This window comes from Mitsuaria sp. BK041 (assembly GCF_014193085.1).
Classification (GTDB): domain Bacteria; phylum Pseudomonadota; class Gammaproteobacteria; order Burkholderiales; family Burkholderiaceae_C; genus Roseateles.
This window is the reverse complement of the sequence record NZ_JACHYT010000001.1, coordinates 2386091-2406996: the sequence shown is the minus strand read 5'-3', so window position 1 is coordinate 2406996 and position 20906 is coordinate 2386091. Positions and strand designations below refer to the sequence as shown.

The 20906-nt window shown below is 71.3% G+C and carries 12 protein-coding genes; 6 read left to right on the top strand and 6 right to left on the bottom strand.

Going from position 1 to position 20906, the window contains the following annotated elements; genetic code table 11:
* Positions 1-30 precede the first annotated feature (30 nt).
* The 6 genes from FHT38_RS10240 to FHT38_RS10215 form a co-directional block, all read right to left on the bottom strand.
* Complete coding sequence (locus FHT38_RS10240; RefSeq protein WP_183491678.1) at positions 31-1983, bottom strand: sialate O-acetylesterase; 1953 nt, start codon at positions 1981-1983, stop codon at positions 31-33.
* Entirely contained in the window at positions 1980-4976 is a 2997-nt protein-coding gene (locus FHT38_RS10235) for a TIM-barrel domain-containing protein (protein ID WP_183491677.1), read from the bottom strand. Before FHT38_RS10235 ends, FHT38_RS10240 begins: the two co-directional genes overlap by 4 nt.
* Positions 4977-5022: 46 nt before the next feature.
* Positions 5023-6930, bottom strand: a complete 1908-nt coding sequence (locus tag FHT38_RS10230; protein ID WP_183491676.1) for a glycoside hydrolase family 97 protein — start codon at positions 6928-6930, stop codon at positions 5023-5025.
* Positions 6931-6968: 38 nt separating this feature from the next.
* A complete protein-coding gene (locus tag FHT38_RS10225) occupies positions 6969-9500 on the bottom strand; it encodes a sialidase family protein (RefSeq protein WP_221213756.1) in 2532 nt (843 codons plus the stop codon).
* A gap of 236 nt (positions 9501-9736) precedes the next feature.
* A complete protein-coding gene (locus FHT38_RS10220; RefSeq protein WP_310737366.1) occupies positions 9737-10774 on the bottom strand; it encodes a LacI family DNA-binding transcriptional regulator in 1038 nt (345 codons plus the stop codon).
* A 283-nt stretch (positions 10775-11057) separates the two neighbouring features.
* Positions 11058-12104: a LacI family DNA-binding transcriptional regulator gene (locus tag FHT38_RS10215; protein WP_183479599.1), complete on the bottom strand. Its 1047-nt coding sequence runs from the start codon at positions 12102-12104 to the stop codon at positions 11058-11060.
* 236 nt (positions 12105-12340) lie between these two features.
* On the opposite strand from FHT38_RS10215, the gene FHT38_RS10210 reads away from it, so the two are divergent.
* The 6 genes from FHT38_RS10210 (at position 12341) to FHT38_RS10185 (ending at position 20887) form a co-directional block, all read left to right on the top strand.
* A complete protein-coding gene (locus tag FHT38_RS10210) occupies positions 12341-13597 on the top strand; it encodes an ABC transporter substrate-binding protein (RefSeq protein WP_183491675.1) in 1257 nt (418 codons plus the stop codon).
* 53 nt (positions 13598-13650) lie between these two features.
* A complete protein-coding gene (locus FHT38_RS10205; protein ID WP_255488652.1) occupies positions 13651-14589 on the top strand; it encodes a carbohydrate ABC transporter permease in 939 nt (312 codons plus the stop codon).
* 19 nt (positions 14590-14608) lie between these two features.
* Positions 14609-15496, top strand: coding sequence for a carbohydrate ABC transporter permease (locus FHT38_RS10200; protein WP_183491673.1), 888 nt, complete (start codon positions 14609-14611; stop codon positions 15494-15496).
* 97 nt (positions 15497-15593) lie between these two features.
* Positions 15594-16997: a GH1 family beta-glucosidase gene (locus FHT38_RS10195; RefSeq protein WP_255488651.1), complete on the top strand. Its 1404-nt coding sequence runs from the start codon at positions 15594-15596 to the stop codon at positions 16995-16997.
* Entirely contained in the window at positions 16990-18063 is a 1074-nt protein-coding gene (locus tag FHT38_RS10190) for an ABC transporter ATP-binding protein (protein WP_183491672.1), read from the top strand. Before FHT38_RS10195 ends, FHT38_RS10190 begins: the two co-directional genes overlap by 8 nt.
* Before the next feature lie 115 nt (positions 18064-18178).
* Complete coding sequence (locus FHT38_RS10185) at positions 18179-20887, top strand: TonB-dependent receptor (protein WP_221213755.1); 2709 nt, start codon at positions 18179-18181, stop codon at positions 20885-20887.
* Positions 20888-20906 lie beyond the last annotated feature (19 nt).

Here is a 20906-nt window from a genome sequence, read left to right as displayed (position 1 = left end):
TGGCGATGGGGACGGACAGGGCGCGACGGCTCAGCGCCCGTAGCGGCGGCCGGCCGAGGCCAGCGGCCAGTCGTCGGTGCGCAGCGGCGGCAGCGGCAGGCCGTCGCCGCCGACGATGTTGGCCTCGCCGGGGTTGTCGACCCAGGCGTAACGCGCCGCCACCGGCGCCGCCACCGCGTCGCTGCGCAGCACGATGCGATCGCCGTCGAAGCGCGCCTGCGCCGGCGCCCAGCGGCGATCGGCGCCGGCCAGGTAGAAGCCGCGCAGCGGCTCGCCGGTCCGCGTGGTGCGCAGCCCGCCTTCGGTGCGGTCGAAGCGCAGCTCGAACTCGGCGCCGCGGGCCTGACCACCGATCAGTCGCGGCCCCGTGGCCGGCGCGTCGCGCAGGCCCAGCTCATGCATCGCGACGGCGGCCAGGCGCTCGCCCACGGTGCGCTTGTTGCGCGGATGGATGTCGATGGCGTCGCCGATGTCGATCGCGGTGGCCATGCCGGTGTGCGGCAAGGCGAGCGCGGCGGCCTGGCTGCCGCGCAGCTCGGCGAAGCCGTTGCCGTCGGGCCGGTTGTCGGCCAGCGGCCGCCAGGCGGCGAGCTGCACGAAGAGGAAGGGCAGGTCCGGGTCGCCGAACTGCTGGCGCCAGTCCTGGATGAGGCGCTTGAAGCCGTCGGCATAGGCCGCGGCGCGTCCTGCGTTTTCTTCGCCCTGGTACCAGAGCACGCCACGCACCGACAGTCCCTGCAGCGGCGCGATCAGGCCGTTGTGGCCCAGCGCCGGCGCGTTGTTGGCGACCGGGCCGGCCGCCGGCGCAAGCTTCTCGACGCGGGCACGCCAGGCACCGACCAGCGTCACCGGACCTGCCGCTGTGTCCAGGCGCAGGTCGGCGGCATCGCCGTAGATGCCGCCACCGCCGCCGGTGTCGGTCACGCGCACGGCGATCCAGTTGGCGCCCGCGCGCAGCGTCCCGACGGGCACGGCATAACGGCGGGACAGCTCCCAGCCGCACTGGCCGCCGATGCGCTGGCCGTTGATCCAGACCTCGTCGCAGTCGTCGACCTTGGCCAGGTGCAGCTCGGCCGCGCCGGCCGCCTGCGCCGCGGTCAGCTCGACGCGCTTGCGCATCCACACGACGCCGTCGACATCGGCCAGGCCCTGGCCTTCCCACGCGCCCGGCGCCTGCAGCGTGGGCCACTTGGCGTCGATGTCGCCCGCCGCGTTCCAGCCCGAGGCATCCACCCCCGCGAGCGACAGGCCGGGCTGCCAGGCCGCCACGCGGCGCTGCAGCTGCTGCCCCAGCACGGCGCTGAAGGCGGCGTTGTCCGCGGGCAGCGCCCGCACCGTCGGCGCCAGGTCCGGGTCGCGCAGGGCGGCGCCACGGCTCATCCAGGTCTCCAGCATGGAGCCGCCCCAGGCGGTGGCGATGAGGCCGATCGGGATGCCTTGCACCGCCTGCATCCGGCGGGCGAAGTGGTAGCCGACCGCGCTGAACTCGCCCACGCGTCCCGGCTCGGCGACGACCCACGGCGCCGGCGCGATCTCCGCTTCCGGCCGCACGCTGGCGCGCAGCGGCACCCGCAGCTGGCGCAGTCGCGCATCCTGCGGCGACGCCACCTCCTGCGGGCCGGTGTCGGTCTGCGCCAGCGGCCATTCCATGTTGGACTGGCCGCCCAGCAGCCAGACGTCGCCGATCAGGACGTCCTCCAGCGTGACGGTCTGGTCGCCGGTCACCTGCAGCCGGTGCGGACCACCGGCCGGCAGCGGATCCAGCTGCACGCGCCAGCGGCCATCGGCGCCCACGCGGGTGGTGGCCTCGCGGCCGCCCAGTGTCACGGTCAGCGACTGGCCGGGCGTGGCCTGGCCCCAGAGGCGCAAGGGACGGTCGCGCTGCAGCACCATGTGCTCGCCGAAGACCTCGGACAGGCGCACCTCGGCCTGGGCGGTGGCGGCCAGCAAGGCCAGGATCAGGGGAAGGACGGTCTGCTTCATGGACGGGCGGAAGGGGAATCGATGAGGGCGTTGCCGCGGGAGTCGGTGCGGGAGTCGAAGGACAGAGCCAGGGCCCGACCCTGGTACCGCGCGGTGCGGGTCTGCTCGACCCGGTCGGGGGTGGCCATGACGCGCACCCGCAGCGTGCGATGCGTCACCAAGCCGGGGAAGCGCCCCTGACGGGCGCTGATGTGCAGCGTGCGGCGGGCATCGTCCCAGCGCAGCGCGACGGTGGCGCGCTCGCCGCGCTCGTAGCGGTAGGTCTCGCCGTCGTCCTCGTACAGGACGAAGCGGCCGTCGGCGCCGGGATAGACGCGGATCTCCCACGGTGCGCCGGCGTCCTGGCCGGTGTGCTCGACCACCGGCCCCAGGGGCACGATGGCGCCGGCGCGCACGAAGAGCGGGAACTCGTCCAGTGCGTAGTCGCGCGCGACGCGGCCACCGCCGGCGTGGCGCTGGCCGGTCCAGAAGTCCGTCCAGTCGCTGCCTTGGGGCAGCAGGGTTTCCTGCCGGCGGTCCAGCCGGCCCTGCATCTCGACCAGTTCGCGCGCCTGGGTCGGCGTGCGCCAGGCCAGGCGCAGCAAGCGGCCGCGCGTCTCCTGGAAGTAGTCGATGCGCAGCTTCAGGCGCTGGCCGGCGCGCAGCGTCAGGCGATGGCCCTTGAAGCGCGGAGGGCCGAGGTTCCAGTCGTCGACGACCAGTTCGTCGTCCAACCACAAGCGGAAGCCGTCGTCGCCCTCCAGGCCGATCTCGTGATCGCCGCTTTCGGCGGCGATGAGCTCGCCCGTCCAGCGCGCCGAGAAACGCATCAGCCCGCTCAACCCCGGCGGCACGCTGCCCAGCGGCGGATCGGGCCAGCGATGCTCGATCACCGTGTCGACGGTGCGGCTCGCCGGCTTCTCGAAGTCCATGCCGTCGAAGTACTCGAGCAGCAGGCCGCCCTGGCCGTCCGGGGTGCGCAGCTGCGCGGCCGGCACGGTCGCGGGCGGCGGCAGCACCGCATGGAACATCGGCCGCGTGATCGGCTGCACCAGGAAGGCCGGGCCGAACATGTAGGTGTCGTCCACCTTGCGCAGCGCGGCCTGGTCCGGGAAGTCCATCGCCAGGCCGCGCATCATCAGATAGCCCTCCTGCGTGGCGCGCCAGGCGAGGCTGTAGAGGTAGGGCAGCAGCTGGTAGCGCAGCTCGGCGGCGCGGCGCAGCGAGCCGTACACCGCCGGGTCCAGCGTCTTGAACAGGTAGGGCTCGCGCTCGACCGAGGTGCCGTGGATGCGGTAGATCGGATTGAAGATGCCGAACTGGTTCCAGCGCGCGTAGAGCTCGCGCCAGGCGGGATTGCGCTCGCCGTCGGCGAAGTTCACGAAGAAGCCGCCGGTGTCCTGCGACCAGTAGGGCAGGCCGGCCATCGCGACGTTCAGCCCGCCGGCGATCTGCGCGCGCAGCGAGGCCCAGCTGGATTCGGTGTCGCCGGACCAGGGCAGGGCGGCGTAGCGCTGCTGGCCGGCCCAGGCCGAGCGCGTCAGCGTGAACACGCGCCGGCCCGAGGGGCCCGCGGCGCGCTGGCCTTCGTAGACGCCGCGCGTGGTCAGCAGGCTGTAGACATTCAGGTAGCGCGTGAAGTCGCCCATCGCGTTGCGGCCCAGGCGCTTGATGTCGGCCTCGACCTCGGCCGGATCGTGCGCCGCGCCGCCGACCTCGACCTCGGTGCCGTCCATCCACAGCGCGTCCACGCCGACGTCCAGCAGGCCCTGCTTGACGTGCTTGAAGTAGATGCGCCGCCCGGCGGGGCTGAAGGCGTCGTAGATCCGCGCGCGCTTGGAGATCCAGTGCAGTGGCTCGAAGCGCAGGTGCTGCGCGTCGAGCTCGCGGGCCAGCGCCGTGTCGTTGCCCACCGACGGCCAGATCGACACCATCAGCCGCGTGTGCAGCGGCCCGTGCAATTCGCGCGTCATCGCGGCCGGATCGGGGAAGCGCTCGCGGTCCCAGACCATGCCGCTCCACTTGCCGTCCCAGACGCCGTCCTTCTCGCCGCCCCAGTACTGCCAGTCCTGAACGATGGTGTCGAGCGGGAAGCCGTCCGCGCGGAAGTGCCGCACCACGTCCAGCAGCTGCTGCTGGGTCTGGTAGCGCTCCTTGCTCATGAAGAGCCCGAACGCGGACTTGGGGAACATCGGCGCGGCGCCGGTCAACTGGCGGTAACCGGCGATCACGCCGTCCATGTCGGTGCCGGCCACGAGGTAGTAATCAGCCCCGGCGGGCGCGCTCTCGGCGCGGAAGATCGCGCCCTGCGGCCGGTCGCTGAAGCTCATCTTCGAGTACACGTCCCACAGCAGACCCCAGCGGCGCGTCGACACCATGAACGGCACGACGATGCCGATGTTGGTCTGCACCATCAGGACCTCGCGGCCGCGGTAGTCCATGTAGGGCTCGTTGTACTGGCCCAGGCCGTAGAGCGACTCGTCCGGCGTGAGGCTGAAGTGCTGGACGAGCGAATAACTGGGACTGCCGGCGATCTCGACCTGCTGCAGCTCGGTGGGCGCGCGCTCGCGCTCCCGGGTCAGCAGGCGGTCAGCGCCGTCGAGGAAGGTCAGCGCGCCGCTGCGCTTGTCCACGAGGACCTGCACGCCGGGCGCGACCACCCGCAGCGTGTCCGCCTCCTCGCGCACTTCGATGGCGAGCGGACGCGGCCTGGCCACGACCACCAGGCTGGGCTGCGCGGTATGCGCCACGCCCAGGTGGGCGGTGACCCGCACCAGTCCAGGGCCGTAGAACAGCACGCCCTTGGTCAGGCCGTCGATGCGGAACTGGACCCCTTCGGCGACGCGGCGCCAGCGGAAGCCGCCTGGCGTGCCGTCCAGCGGCAGCGCGTTCAGTTGGCCGGCCGCGTCGAGCGCGGAGGGCAGCGGCGTGGCGCTCCCGGTGGTACTCGAGGCGACGGCCAGCGGGCCGGCCGAGGCCAGCGCCATCAGCCCGAACACATCACGGCGTCTCATGTCGGTGCGTCCTCCTTGGCGTGGGCGGGCGCGAGCGCGCGCAGCCTCACGGCGCCGGCTCCAGGATCACGGCGGCGCCGCCGGCCGCGGCCAGCGACAGCGTCAGCACGTCGGCGTTCGTCACGCTGCGCGTGCTGCGACGGACCTCGCGCACGACCTCGCCGTCCTGCCAGATCGTCGCGCGCCACCGGCCGGGCGGCAGGAAGCGGAGCGGGACCTTTTCGGTGCGGGCGCGTTCCGACGTCATCGCGCCGAGGTACCAGGACTTGCCGCTGCGCCGCGCCAGCACGATGTCCTCGCCGGGTTCGCCGGCGAGGAAGCGGGTCTCATCCCAGGCCGCCGGCACGCGGCGCACGAAATCGAAGCCGGTCTCGCCGCGGTAGTTGGACGGGTCGTCGGAGACCATCTGCAGCGGGCTGTCGTAGACCACGTACATGGCCAGCGCCTGGCCGCGGGTCGTCTGCGTCAGCGGCATCGAGGCGCGCACCTCGAAGTCCCGCGGCGTGGCGTTGCGGAAGCCGCCGGGCGTGTAGTCCATCGGGCCGGCCAGCATCCGGGTGTAGGGCAGCATCAGGTTGTGCCGCGGCGTGATGCGCCGGTCCATCTTGTTCCACTCCGCGCCCAGCACGCCTTCCTGGGTGATGAAGTTGGGATAGGTCCGCTGCAGCCCGGCGGGCACGTAGGCGCCGTGCAGGTCCAGCAGCAGGTGGCGTTTGGCGGTGGCTTCGGCCACGCGCTGGTAGAAGGCGACCATCTCCTGGTCGTCCCGGTTCATGAAGTCGACCTTGATGCCCTTGATGCCCCAGCGCGCGTAGGTGTCCAGCACCTCGTCCATCCGCGGCGCCAGGTGCTCCCAGTGCACCCACAGCAGCAGGCCCACGCCCTTGTCGGCGGCGTAGCGCACCAGGGCCGGCATGTCGATGCCGTCGGCCGCGCGGGTGATGTCGGTGGTGGGCAGCGGATCGCAGCACGGTCCGGTGCCGAAGGCCCAGCCAGCGTCCATCAGGTGGTAGGGGAAGCCCGATTCCGCCGCGAAGTCGATGAATCGCTTGTAGGCGGCCAGGTCGGGCTTCACGCCCTCGAGCGGCCCGGACCACCAGTCCCAGGAGGTCTTGCCGGCCTTGACCCAGCTGAAGTCGCCCCGCGGCGGCGGGTTGAGGTTGCCCACCAGCTGCGACTCGATCAGCTGGCCGGCGCGGTCCGCCATCATGACGGCGCGCCACGCGGTCGTCAGGCCGGCGCTGGAGACATAGGCCGGCCCCTCGCGCTTGGGCACGCCGGACAGGCGCACGCGCAGCGCGGGGCCGTCGCGCCACAGCGAGGCGCCGGTGTAGCCCTCCAGGTGCGCCTGCGTGATGGCGTAATGCGTGCGGCCCGAGGGCGTGGCGCAGACCACCGGCACGTCGTAACCCGCATCGCGCTTGAGCTCGGAGATCCGCAGCCGCTCGAAGGGCAGTTCATGCGCGCCTTCCACCGGGGTGACGAGGCAAGCCGGATCGCCGGCCGGCACGAAGGCCGTGCGCTCCTCCTTCAGCCGCACCGGGCCCTGGCCCTCGAGCCGGTAGCGGAAGGCGACGCCCTCGTCATAGGCGCGCGCGTCGATGAAGAGGCGCCGTCCGCCGCCCGCTTCCCGGAAGGTCAGCGTCGTGCCGAGGTAGTGGTCGCGCGCCGTGGCCGCCTTGGTGGCGACGAGCGGGATGACGCGGTCCTCCCGCGTGTCCTGGCGCGACTCCAGCGTCAGCGCGCCGAGCGGCGGCTGGCCGTCCAGCTCCAGCCCCAGCGGCGAGTCGGCGATGACCGTCTCGCCCTTGCGGCTGATGCTGAAGCGGCTGGCGTCGTCGGCGATGCGCAGCGTGATGCGCCCGTCGGGCGACGAGAGCAGGGCGTCCGCCGCCTGGGCACCGGACGCGCCCAGGGCCAGGACGGCCGCGGCGATGGGGGTGATGATCTTCATGCGGAGAAAGGGAAGGGGCCCGTCGCCGGGCCCGTTGGTCAGTTGCTGTACACCACGCCGCGGCAGCTGCCGCCGGCGTAGATCCGTCCATAAAGGCCCTGATCGGCGGCCATCACGCCCAGGCCGGCGTACTGGTGGGCATCGTCGTTGTGGCGCACCCAGGTGGCGCCGGCATCGTCCGAACGCCAGACGCCCCACACGCCGTTGATCACGCCCACCACGTAGACGGCCGCCGAGTAGCTCGAGCCCGGCTTGGCCTTGCCCAGCGCGACGATGCTCGCGCCCGCCACTTCAGGCCCGAGCCAGTCCTGCCGGCCGCCCCAGATGGGCGCGAACGCGCCCACCTTGGTCCAGCTCGCGCCCGAGTCCAACGAGTGGTAGACGGCCAGTCCGTCGGCCACCCACAGGTCGCCTTCGGCGTTCGGGTTCACCGCCATCGACGACGCGCCCCACGGCGCGAAGCGCATGTTGGCGGCCACCGAGCCCTGGCTCAGCGCGAAGCTCCGGCCGCCGTCCGTCGAGACGTAGACCTTGGCCGGGGTGTAGGTCCACCACGCGCCGCCCGAGTCGTAGGCATAGACCTTGTTGGCGTTCCTGCGGTCGGCCACCAGGCGATAGCTGCGCGGTACGCCGCCGACGACGGTGAGCGCCGGCAGGTTGGTGGCCGTCCAGCTGTTGCCGTTGTCGGTGGTGTAGGAGGGCACCGAATCGGCCGGCGCCCAGACGACGCGGTTGCGCGCCGGCACGGCCAGGTTGGACGCCTGGTTGATGTTGGCCGCGGCGCCCACCGGCAGACGCGCGAACGGTGCCCAGCTGCGGCCGCCGTCGCCGGACCAGTAGCCGGTGCCGACATGGCCGCTCGACGTGCTGGTGACGTTGGCGTTGGCAATGTAGTTGGGGTCGGACCAGGCCATGTCGGCGGAGTTGCCGTTGCTCCACTGCTTGTAGGGGCTCAGCGTCGGCGTCGTGCCGAGGTCGGTGTGGATCCAGGTGCCGACGTCGCCCGAGTTGTTGATGAAGGTGTAGGAGGCGCCCGCCGGCGGCGTGGCCAGGCTCAGCGTGCAGGTCTCCTCCAGGCCGTTGACCGCGAAGTTCCAGCTCGGCGTCGACGAGGACGCGTTGCGCGTCTCCCAGATGCCGCCGCCGAAGACGTGCAGCACGCGATCGCGGTTGAAGGGATCGATCTCCACGTCGTCGATCCAGCCGGAGAAACCGTCGCTGGCCGGCGTGTGCGGCATGGTGGCCGCGATCTCGCGCCAGTTGCGGCCGCCGTCGTCGGACAGCTGCACCACCTGCTGGCCGCTGTAGTTGCCCCAGGTGCCGCTCACGCCCAGCGCGATGCGCGCGGCGGCGCCGGTGCCGAGGACCGACAGGCCGCCGTAGCCGGCGCCATCGTTGCTGTTGAGCAGCGTCCAGGTGTTGCCGTTGCTGGCGTCGTACCTGTAGAGCCGCGCGGGGCCCGCGTCGCCCGGGCCGGCGCCCTTGGTGAAGAGCAGGTACAGCGCGCCGTCGGCGGTGCGCACGATGTGCGGGATGTGGAAGCCGGACACCGGCGTCGCGACCGGCGTCCAGGTGGCGCCGCCGTCGACCGACTTGTAGAGGTTGGACCCCAGGCCGGCCGCGTTGACGTAGTCCGGCGCGATGGCGGCCCACAGGGTCCGCGTCGGCGAGCCGCTGCCCTTGGTCGAGGTGTCGAACACCAGGTGCTCGACACCCATGACCTGGCCGCCCAGGTTGTTGATCTGGTCGGCGGTGAGCTTTGTCGACGACAACCCGCTCACCTGGGCCCAGGTGCGGCCGGAGTTCACGCTCCTCCACAGGCCCGCCGTGCGCGAACCGTAGAAGAGGATCGACGGATTGTTGGGGTCGACCGACAGGCGCTCGCCGATCGCCCGGCCGTTGTTGTTGCCGCCCGCCGAGAACGGCAGGTTGAAGAAGGTCCAGCTGCCGCCGCGGTTGTTGGAGATGTACAGCCGCGCGGTCGCATCCGCCGAGGCCGACATGCCGGTGACCATGTAGACGCGCTGGTCGTTGGTGGGGTCCAGGGCGATGCTCTCGACGCCGTGATGGAAGCCCTCGGCCGCGGTGAAGCCGTCGTTGATGGGGATCCAGGACGACGAGCCGGCGTCCCAGCGGTAGGCGCCGCCGACGTCGGTGCGCGCGTAGAGCAGGTCCCGGGCGCTCGGATGGAAGACCAGGCCGGTGACATAACCGCCGCCGCCGAACTTGGCGCTGGCCCAGGTGCCGACCTTGATCGAGAACGCCTGCTGGCTCTTGGCGCCGCAGGCGTTGGTGTAGGTGGCCGTGGCGGTGCAGGCCGCGGCGGGCTGGATGGTCTGCTCGCGGGAGGCGCCGACGGTGCCACAGCCGCTCCAGCTCCAGCTGCCGCCCGAGACCGGCTGCGGACCCAGCACGGCCGAGCTGCCGGTCTTGAGCGTGGCCGAGGCCGTCGCCGACCAGCTGCCGCCGACATTCACGAAGGGCTTGATCGGCGTCGGCGTGCAGGTCTGCGCCATGGCGGTGGACACGCCGGCGGCCGCCAGGGCCAGCAGCAGGGGGGAGGATCGCAATCTCATCGGTCGACCTTTCAGCAACGGGCCCGGCCGGTTGTCTCCTCCGGGCGCGAGCTTGATGGAATCTGGTTACGGCCCTGTTGGGGGCGCGTGATATTCCGCTAAATCAAGGCGACGCGATGTTAGTTTGTGTATTGAATGAACTATCTAGGGGAAAGACCTCACCGGGACGGTGCGACGCCCCAGCGCGGGGCACGGTGACGGCGCGACCTCAGGCGTCCGTCAAGCGCGCGTCAGGAGATCGCCAGGCGCTCGCGTCGCGGCGCCCCCAGGGTGACGCCGGCAACGAGTTCGGTCGGCAGCACCAGGTGGCCGGGGGCGGGCAGGGGCTTGTTGCGCCGCATCGCCTCGATGCGCTCCACCAGCAGCTCGACCGCGCGGCGCCCCATGTCGTGCAGCGGCTGCCGCATGGTGGCCATCTGCACCGACCGGGCCATCAGCGTGTGGTCGTAGCCGACGACGGAGATGTCCTCCGGGATGCGCAGGCCGCGCGCGCGCAGCGCCTCGATGCAGCCGAACGCGATGGCGTCGTTGCAGCCGAAGACCACGTCGGGCAAGGGGCGCCCGCGGTGACGGCGCAGCCAGGCCTCGATCGCGTCGCGCCCGCCGTCGATGGTCAGCGGCGCCCGGATCACGTGGCCGGCGGCTGGCTTCACGCCGGCCTCCGCATGGGCGCGCAGATAGCCGTCGACCCGCCGGTTGGCGCCGGCGAAGGCCTCCGGGCCGCCCACGTGGAGGATGCGGCGATGGCCGCGCGCGAGCAACTCGCGCACCACGTCGTAAGCGCCGGCCTCGTCGTCGGTTTCCAGGTTGGCCACGCCGGCGAGGGGGCGGTCGGCGTGGACCGAGACCATCGGCGTGTGCTGCGGCAGCCAGCTGGCGTGGTCGTCCGGCAGGCGCGGGCCGAGCAGGACCAGCCCGTCGACGCGGCCGTCGCACAGGGCCGGGAGGCGGGCGCGAGCCTCCGCCCAGTCGCCCAGGGTGAAGACCACCGCGGTCTGGCCGGCGGCGGTCGCGCCATGGATGACGCCGGTGAACACCTCCAGGACATAGAGGTTGGGCTCCTCGCTCTCGAAGTTGGCGACGAAGCCGATCGCATTCGTGCGCTGGCTGGCCAGCGCGCGGGCCGTGGCGTTGGGGCGGTACTGGAGCCGCTCGGCCGCGGCCAGGACGCGTTCACGGGTTTCGGCCGACACCCGCGCCGAGCCGCGGCGACCGCCGTTGAGCGCGGACGAGGCCGCCATGCCCGACACGCCGGCCGCGCGCGCCACATCCGCCAGCGTCGGCGCGTCGCTGCGGCGACGGGTCGATGGGGCCGGCGAAGCGACCGCCTCGGCAGGCGGTGGGGCCGGCGCTTTGAGGGGTGCTTTGGAGGGCGCCTTGGGGGCCTTCGACGCCTTGGCAGGCGGCTTGGCGGGCGGTTTTGGCGGCGAGGCTGGCACGGAGGAGCGGAGGCGAAGTCGTGACGGCGCGAGGCCGCGGACTGTAGCACCGGCCCTCCATCGCCTGCCGCCCCCGGACCGCGTATCGCCCGCCTGGCCGCGGGGTGCCCGATCAGGCCGGTTCGTGGCAGGGGCCGGTGGTCTCGCGCACCTCGAGGTGGATGGCCGGGACCGTCGGCGCCGGCTCGTCCATCTCGCGGCCCAGGGCGTTCAGCAGCGCCCAGGCCGCCGCCAGCCCCATCGCGAAGGTGTGCTGGCGCACGGCGGTGACGGGCGGCGTCATGTACTTCGATTGCGGCAGGTCGTCGAAGCCGACCAGCGACAGGTCCTCGGGCACGCGCATGCCGCGGCGGTGCAGCACCAGCTTGGCGCCCCACAGGGACTGGTCGTTGGCGCAGAACACCGCGGTGAACCCATGGCCGGCGCCCAGCAGCGTTTCCATCGCGGCGATGCCGCCGGTTTCCATGAAGTCGCCCTCGACGATCAGCGCCGGATCGACGCTCAGCCCGGCCTGGCGATGGGCCAGCATGAAGCCTTCCTTGCGTTCCTGGCCGTCGACCTGGTTGGAGGGCCCGGCGATGTGGGCGATGCGGCGATGCCCCAGCGCGATCAGGTGGGCCGTGGCCAGCCGCGCCCCTTCGACCTGGTCCTGGGAGAAGGAGAAGACGCCCGCCGCGTCCGTGCGCCGGCCGATGATCGCCACCGGCAGCTGCTGGGCCAGCTCGGCGAGCCGGGCGTCGCCCAGCCGCCCGCCCAGCACGATCAGGGCATCGACCTTGCGCGCCGTCAGCAGCGCGACCCGCTCCGACTCCTCGTCCGGATTCCAGTGGCCCGGCACCACGATCGGCGTGTAGCCGCTGCCGGTCAGGCCTTCGTCGACGCCCTTGACCGCATTGGCGAAGTAGGGGCTCTCGAGCTCCTGCGTCAGCACGCCGATGGTGTGCGTGGAGCCGCTGCGCAGCCCGCGCGCCGACAGGTTGGGGCGGAACTTCAGCTTCTGGATCGCCGCCTCGACGGCGCGCCGCTTGTCCTCGGCCACGCGGGCCGAGCCGGTGAGGATGCGCGAGACCGTGGCGGGCGAGACGCCGGCCAGCCGGGCGACGTCCTGCACCGTGGCCGGCTCGGATTTCGGGCGGGTGAGGGAAGGGCTCGGATCCATGAAGAGGGAGCGCCACGGGCGCCCTGTGACGGGAACGTCGCATGATAACGATTTCTCGGCGTCCGCGAGACAGCCATCGCATGTCGCCCTAGGGGACTTCCCTCAAGAGTGTCGATTCGTGCGATGACAACGTTGACAACGCAATTCCCGTGCAGGCAGACTGCGTGAATTCGATTTCAAGCCAACGAGACAAGGCTGCGATCCGAGGCGTCGGATCGTCGACAACAGGAAGAACCATGAGATCGCTGAGACGCCGAGAGGCCTTGATGCTGCTGTCCTGCGCCGCCGCCGGTGGAGCACGGGCCGCGCCGGCCCGGATCACCGTCGCCAGCTATCCCGACCTCGATCGGGCGCTGAAACTGGCCCTCCCGGCCTTCGCCCGGCGCCATCCCGGCGTGGCGGTCAACGTGGTGACGCTCTCGCACAAGGACCACCACACCGCGATGACGACGGCCCTCGCGGCCGGCGCCGCGCTGCCCGACCTGATCGCCCTTGATATGGATTTCTTGGGCAAGTTCGTCGACTCGGCCGGATTGGAGGATCTGTCGCGCGCCCCGTATCTCGCGGGTGGCCAAGCTGCCCGCTTCCCTGGTTACGCCTGGCGCGCCGGCGTCAACCGCCGGGGCGAGATCAAGGCACTGCCGGTGGACACCGGTCCCGGCGCGCTGTTCTACCGGCACGACCTGCTGGCGCGCGCCGGGTTGCTTGAAACCGATCTCACGCACTCGTGGTCCGGTTTCATCGAGGCCGGCCGGACGCTGCGGGCCCGCACCGGCGCCTACCTGGTCGCGCATGCGCAGGACCTCAAGGACATCCGCATCCGCGCCGGTCTGGCCGACGGCGAGGGGGTGTTCTTCGATCCGCAGGGGCGCAGCCAGGTGCAGACGGCGCGTTTCCGCCGCGCCTTCGAACTGGCCCTGCAGGCGCGCGATGCCGGCATCGACGCGCGGGTGCGCGCCTGGAGCAATGAATGGTCCGAAGGTTTCCGCCGCGGGGCCATCGCGACGCAGATGATGGGCTGCTGGCTGGGCGGCCACCTGAAGCGGTGGATCGCGCCGGAGACGACCGGGCTCTGGCGGTCCGCGCCCTTGCCCGAGGGCGCGGCGGCGGCCTGGGGCGGCTCCTTCTACGCGATCCCGGTGCATTCGCAGCAGAAGGCGCTGGCCTGGGACCTGCTGCAGCTGCTGGCCCTGGACCGGGACCAGCAGGTGGCCGCCTTCCGCTCGCTCGACGCCTTCCCGGTGCTGCTGTCCGCGCAGGACGACGGCTTCCTGTCCGAGCCCATCGACTTCCTGGGCGGGGAGGCGGCGCGCCTGCAGTGGCGGGACATGGCGCGCCGGATTCCGGCGATCACGATCGACCGTCATGACGCCGTGGCCGACGAGGTCGTGCGCAACGAACTCGACCAGGTGCTGTTGCATCGCAAGGGCATCGACCAGGCGCTGGCCGACGCGCGCGCCACCGTCGAGCGCCGCGTGCGCCGACGCGCCTGATCCGCCGCGCTTTCCCTGGAACCTCGCCCACGAGCCTTTGCATGAGCCCCCGCATGAGCCTTCGCCTCACCTGGCCGCACCGGCTGCGCATTCCGCGCCGCTGGATGCCTTACCTCTTCATCAGCCCGTTCTTCGTGCTCTTCGCGGCCTTCGGCCTGTTCCCGCTGCTGTTCTCCATCGTGCTGTCGCTGCACAGCTGGGACGCCGCCGCCGGGCTGGGCGCGATGCAGTGGGTCGGCCTGGACAACTACCTGTACGCGCTCACCCGTGACGACGGCCTGCGCGCCTCGCTCTTCAACACGCTGTGGCTGGCCGTGGTGGGCTGCGTGCCGCAGCACCTGGTCGCGCTGCCGCTGGCCTATTACCTGCACACCGCCTTCCGGCGCTGGCGCAACGGCGTGGTGGGACTCTATTTCCTGCCCTTCATCACCTCGACCGTCGCGGTGTCGCTGGTCTTCTCGGCGCTGTTCTCCAAGGACTTCGGCGCGATCAACGCGGCGCTGCTGGGCCTGCATGAGCTGCCGCTGCTCGGCGCCTTGTTCCCGTCCACGCCGATCGACTGGGACCAGGCCGAGAACACGCGCTGGATGGTCGCGATCGTGGTGTTCTGGCGCTACGTCGGCTGGAACACGGTGCTCTACCTCTCCGCCATCCAGACGCTGCCGCGCGACCTCTTCGAGGCGGCGCGCGTGGATGGCGTCAGCGAGCGCCAGACCTTCCTGCACCTCGTGCTGCCGCAGCTGCGGCCGATGATCTTCTTCGCGGTGACGCTGGCCATCATCGGCAGCCTGCAGCTGTTCGAGGAGCCCTTCATCCTGACCAGCGGCACCGGCGGCTCGGGCCAGGCCGGCAAGACCGTGGCCATGCACCTGTACTCGGTCGCCTTCACCGATGGCGACTTCGGCACCGCCTCCGCGATCGCGTGGCTGCTCTTCCTGCTGATCGCCGCCGCCACCTGGCTCAACAACCGGCTGCTCGGCCGCCAGCGCTGACGCGGCAAGGACACCTCCCATGTCGACCCTGCTCCCCCTCCACGCCGGCCCGGACCGGCCCGCCCGCCTCGGCGCCCGCTGGCGGCCAGTGCCCTCGGCGCGCGTGATCGGCCATGCCATCGTGCTTGCCGGCGCGCTGCTGATGTTCGCGCCCTTCTACCTGATGATGGTCTTCGCGACCCACACCAACGCGGAGATCCTCTCGGTGCCGCCGCCGCTGTGGTTCGGCGACGCCCTGGGCGACAACCTGGCGCTGCTGCTGGACCGGCTGCCCTTCTTCTGGCGCAACCTGGGCTGGAGCTTCTACGTGGCCGGGGCCGTCACGGTGCTGAACCTGCTGCTGTGCTCGTTGGCGGGCCATGCCTTCGCGCTGCTGGACTTCCCGGGACGGGACCGGCTCTTCGGCCTGGTGCTGGCCACCATGCTGCTGCCCGGTTTCCTCGGCATGGTGCCGACCGTGCTGACCATGGCCTGGCTGGGCTGGCTGAACGAGCACAAGGCCCTGATCGTGCCGGGCGCCTGCGGCGCGCTGGGCATCTTCATGATGCGGCAGTACATCGGCAGCACGGTGCCGCGCGAGCTCGTCGACGCCGCGCGGTTGGATGGCTGCGGCGAGTTCGGCATCTTCTGGCGCATCGTGCTGCCGCTGACGCTGCCGGCGCTGGGCACGCTCGGGCTGATCACCTTCATCGGCTCGTGGAACAACTTCATGGGGCCGCTCGTGGTGATCCGCGACATGGATCTCTACACCGTGCCGCTGGCGCTGCGCGCCCTGCAGGGCAGCGGACAGACGCCCTGGGGCGCGCTGTGCGCCGGCGCCGCGGTCGCGGTGCTGCCGCTGCTGCTGCTGTTCGTCGTCGCCTCGCGGCGCCTGATCGACGGCCTCACCGCCGGCGCGGTCAAGTAGCCGCGACGCGCTCCGTCTCCCACCGAATCAACGCCTCAGCGCCTCAACGCCTCATCCCGTTCCTCCCGCTTTCAAGCCCTCCAGCTTTCCAGCCCTCATGAGCCCGACCCCTTCCATGACCGACCGCTTCACCGCTTCCGACCGTCTCTCCGCCGCCGCGCTGCGTCAGCTGGGCGACGCCTTCACCTGGGGCGTCGCGACCAGCGCCTACCAGATCGAGGGCGCCGTCGATGTCGACGGTCGCGGCCCGTCGATCTGGGACACCTTCGCGAGCCAGCCCGGCCGCACCGTCAATGGCGAAAGCGGCGCCGTCGCCTGCGACCACTACCGCCGTTGGAAGGACGACGTCGCGATGATCGCGGGCCTGGGCGTCGATGCCTACCGCTTCTCCATCGCCTGGCCGCGCGTGCAGCCGCTGGGGCAGGGGCTCTTCAACGAGCGCGGCCTGGACTTCTACGACCGTCTCGTCGATGGGCTGCTCGAGCGCGGCATCGCGCCGCACGCGACGCTGTATCACTGGGACCTGCCGCAGGCTTTGCAGGATCGCGGCGGCTGGGGCAATCGCGACACCGCTTTCCACTTCGCTGTTTATGCCGACGCGATCGCGCGGCGGCTGGGCGACCGGCTGGCCTCGCTGGCGACCCACAACGAGCCCTGGTGCACCGCGGTGCTGGGCCATGAGATCGGCAAGTTCGCACCGGGAGAGCGCGATCCGCAACTGGCCGCGCAGGTCTCGCACCATCTGCTGCTGTCGCACGGCCTGGCAATGAGCGCGATGCGGGCCAGCGGCACCGCCTGCCCGCTGGGCATCGTGCTGAACCAGTCCAGCGTGACCGCGGCGACCGCGAGCGCCGCCGACCAGGCCGCGGCCGCCACCGAGTACGCGCGCTTCGTGCGCTGGTACATGGATCCGCTGTTCCAGGGGCGCTATCCGCAGGATGCCGGCATCGCCCACTACCCGCAGGTCCAGGACGGCGACATGGCGCTCATCCAGGCGCCGCTGGACTTCCTCGGCATCAACTACTACGCCCGCATCTGGGCCAGCCGCGACGAGCCGCCGGTGCCGCCGCCGATGGCGCTGGGCGCCACCGACATGGGCTGGGAGATCTACCCCGACGGCCTGCGCGAGCTGCTTGTCGGCTTGAAGGCGCAGTACCCGGACCTGCCGCCCATCTTCATCACCGAGAACGGCATGGCCAACGCCGACACGCTGGACCACGGCCGCGTGCCCGACCACGCGCGCATCGACTACGTGCGCCGCCACCTCGAGGCGCTGGCGCAGGCCAAGGCCGCCGGCGTCGACATCCGCGGCTACTTCTACTGGAGCTTGATGGACAACTACGAGTGGGACTCGGGCTATGCCAAGCGCTTCGGCCTGGTCCATGTCGACTACGCGACCCAGCAGCGCACGCTGAAGGACAGCGCCCACTGGTACAGCGCCACGATCGCCCAGGCGCGCCGCCACGTGGACGCTGTGGCGCAGGAGCCCGTCCATGGCTGACGTGCAACTGCGCGGCCTGCGCAAGCGCTACAGCGGCGGCGTCGAGGTGCTCAAGGGCATCGACCTGGACATCGCCGATGGCGAGTTCACCGTGTTCGTCGGCCCCTCCGGCTGCGGCAAGTCGACGCTGCTGCGCATGATCGCGGGGCTCGAGGACATCGACGACGGCGATGTCCGCATCGGCGGACGCAGCGTGGCCGTGCTCGATGCGTCGCAGCGCGGCGTGGCGATGGTGTTCCAGAGCTATGCGCTGTACCCGCACATGACCGTCGAGCAGAACATGGGCTTCGCGCTGAAGATGTCCGGGCTGCCCCGCGCCGAGGTGCGCGAGCGCGTCGGCCAGGTCGCGGAGATCCTGCAGATCGGGCCGCTGCTGCAGCGCCGGCCGCGCGAGCTCTCCGGCGGCCAGCGCCAGCGCGTGGCCATCGGCCGCGCGATCGTGCGCCGGCCCTCGGTCTTCCTGTTCGACGAGCCGCTGTCCAACCTCGATGCCGCCTTGCGCGTGCAGATGCGCCTGGAGCTGGCGCGCCTGCATCGCGAGCTGGGCACGACCATGATCTACGTGACCCATGACCAGGTCGAGGCCATGACGCTGGGCGACCGCATCGCGCTCTTCAACGCGGGCCGCGCCGAGCAGGTCGGCACGCCGCTGGCGCTGTTCGAGCAGCCGGCGAGCCGCTTCGTGGCCGGCTTCCTCGGCACCCCCACGATGAATTTCCTGACCGTGCCCGCCATGTCGGCCGGCCCGGACGAGGGCCTGTCGCGGGCCGGCGTGCGCATGCCGCCGGCCGGTGCGTCGGATCGTCGCCCGATGACGCTGGGCGTGCGCGCCAACGACATCGCGCTGAGCGCGCCGGAGCAGGGCCTGCCCGCCTCGATCGAGGTGATCGAGCACCTGGGCGACACCGTGATCGCGCATGCCCGCTGGGCGCCGGACCAGCCGCTGATCGCGGTGCGCCTGGCCCCCGATTCACCGCCGCCGCGCGCCGGCGATGCCGTCGGCCTGCGCATCCGGACCGAGCGCGCGCATTTCTTCGATGCCGAGGGCCACGCGATCGCCGCCTGATCGGCGACCCGGCCCATTTCCCCTCTCACGTTTTTCCCGCCAACGCAGTTCCGCCCGCGCCCTGGGCCCGAGGCCCGCGCCACCCGCAACCCCTGACTCCCGCCAGAGGACAACAATGACAAAGAGACAAGCCCCCCAACAGCCCGCGTCGCCGACCCATCCCTTCGCCATCCCGCTCGTGATGGCGGCCGTGCTCGCCGTGTGCCACGGCCATGCGATGGCGCAGGCGGCCCCTGACGCCCCGCGCGCCGACGAAAAGCCCGCCGCGAAGGAGCCGCAGCCCGCCGCCGATTCCAGCCGCCTCGAGACCGTCACCGTCACCTCCAACCGGCGGCTGGAGACGGCGCAGAAGGTTTCCGGCGTGGTGCAGTCCGTCAGCGGCGACCAGCTGCGCAAGGACGGCATCACCGAGGTGCGCCAGCTGCAGGCCGCGGTGCCGGGCCTGAGCATCGCCAACCAGGAAGGCAACGTCGAGATCTTCATCCGCGGCGTCGGCTCGGCCAACAACACCGAGCTCGGCGATCCGGGCGCGGCGCCGCACCTGAACGGCGTCTACATCCCGCGTCCGCGCGGCCTGGGGCTGATGTTCTACGACCTGGAGCGGGTCGAGGTGAACAAGGGCCCGCAAGGCACGCTGTACGGCCGCAACGCGCTGGCCGGCACGCTGAACATCATCACCGCGCAGCCGCGCCTGAACCAGTTCTCCGGCTACGCGCAGGGCGAGGTCTCCAACCGCAGCGGCCATGGCGCCGAGGCAGCGGTCAACGTGCCCATCGGCTCCGACGCCGCGATCCGCATCGCCGGCTACCAGAGCACCAAGGACTACGGCTTCACCAACGTGTCGACCGACCCGGTGGCGAGCCAGCTCAAGCCGGCCGGCCAGGAGAACAACCGCGCGCTGCGCCTGTCCGCGCGCTGGGAGCCGACCGAGGCGCTGCGCTTCAGCGTCGTGGCCGACACGGGCCGCGAGCGCGGCACCGGTTATCCCGGCGCCAACATCTTCAGCGCGGTGACCGCCAGCGGTCTGCGCGCGGAAGACCTGGACCTGCGCCACGTCGTGTACCGCGGCGCGCAGGGCGACATGCGCAACGACCTCTGGGGCCTGCTGGGCAAGGTCGAGGCCGACCTCGGCCCGGTCAGCGCCGAGTTCAACGCCAGCAGGCGCTCGGTGGACTTCTGGCAGCGCAACGGCCAGTCCGACGGCATCGACTGGCCGGGCCGCGACCTGTCGGCGGTCAACTACGACAACTACTCGACGCAGTACTGGCAGACGCTGTCCAAGAGCAATGTCTACGAGCTGGTGCTGCGCTCCAACGACAGCCAGTCGCCGCTGCAATGGACCACCGGGCTCTTCCACTTCAAGGAGAAGCAGGGCGTGGGCTACCTGTCGCTGGCCGACGGCGGCTGCTGCTACTGGGGCAGCGAGTTCACCATGCCCGACGTGCGCGGCAAGTCCACCGCGGCCTACCTCGACGCGACCTACAAGGTGGCGCCGGACTGGCGCGCGATCGCCGGCTTCCGCCGGACGAAGGAGAGCAAATCGCGCTACGGCGTCGGCGGCAACCTGGGCGTGGTGCTGGGCGGCGAGAACTACGACTGCTGCTACGCCACGCGCTGGGGCACGGAGGGCTTCCAGCCCGCGCTGCTGTCGCGTCCCAACTTCGACATGAGCAAGGTCACGACCGACGCACAGCGGGCCCAGTTCATCCTCCAGACCTTCCTGACGGCGGGTCGCCGCGACCTGGTGGGCCAGCAGCTGGGACCGGTGGCCGATGGCTCCAATCCGAATGGCGCCTGCATCGACCGGCCCGACGTCAACGGCAATGGCCGGCTCTCCTGCCCGCGCACCAATCCCGCCACCACCAACGGCGGCTTCTCCTACCTGAGCGCCTGGGACCTGCCGACGCAGCAGTACGGCACCAGCAGCGCCCAGTACAACGACTTCCGCGTCGGCGTCGAGCACGACCTGGGCCGTGATGCGATGGTCTACGCGAAGTTCTCGACCGGCCACAAGGCCGGCGGCTTCAACGACACCTTCGCCACCTCGCCGATCCCCGAGGTCTACGGCCCGGAGAAGCTCAGCGTGCTCGAGGTCGGCTCGCGCAACGTGATCGAGCTGATGGGGCGCCGCTCGGTGGTCAATCTCTCGGGCTTCTATTACGACTACAAGAACCAGGTCTTCCAGGACCTGAGCTGCATCAAGGTCAACACCGAGGTCACGCCCAACACCTGCAACGGCTACTCGCTGGTGAACCGCAACATTGGTGCGTCGCGGCTGTACGGCCTGGAAGGCGAGCTGCGCATGCCGCTGCCGGCCGGCTTCTCGCTGGACCTGAACGCGGTGCTGCTGCAGACGAAGATCCGCAATGCGGTGGTGGCCGACGCGCGCGCCATCGACTACGGCCAGGGCGGCAAGGCGCCGCAGATCAGCCTGGCCGGCAACCAGTTGCCGCTGGCCTCCAAGGTCAGCGTGTCGGCGCGGCTGCAGCAGGCCTTCGCGCTGGGCTCGGGCCGCTTCGACTGGCAGGCGCTGCTGAGCTATCGCTCGTCCTACTACCTGACCCAGTACAACGAGCTGGACGTGGTGACCCTGGCGGGCGCCCGCACCAGCGCGCTGGCGGCCGGTTTCCCGGATCGCCAGAAGGGCTTCGCGACGCTGAACCTGGGCGTGGGCTACACGCTGAACCGCTATCGCATCGAGGCCTTCGCGGCCAACGTGACGAACGAGCAGGCCTCGACCAAGGCACTGGTGGGCTCCAGCCTCAATGTGCGTTTCCTCAACGACGCGCGCAGCTACGGCCTGCGGCTGCGCGCGGACTTCTGAGAACCCAAAAACCAAGGAG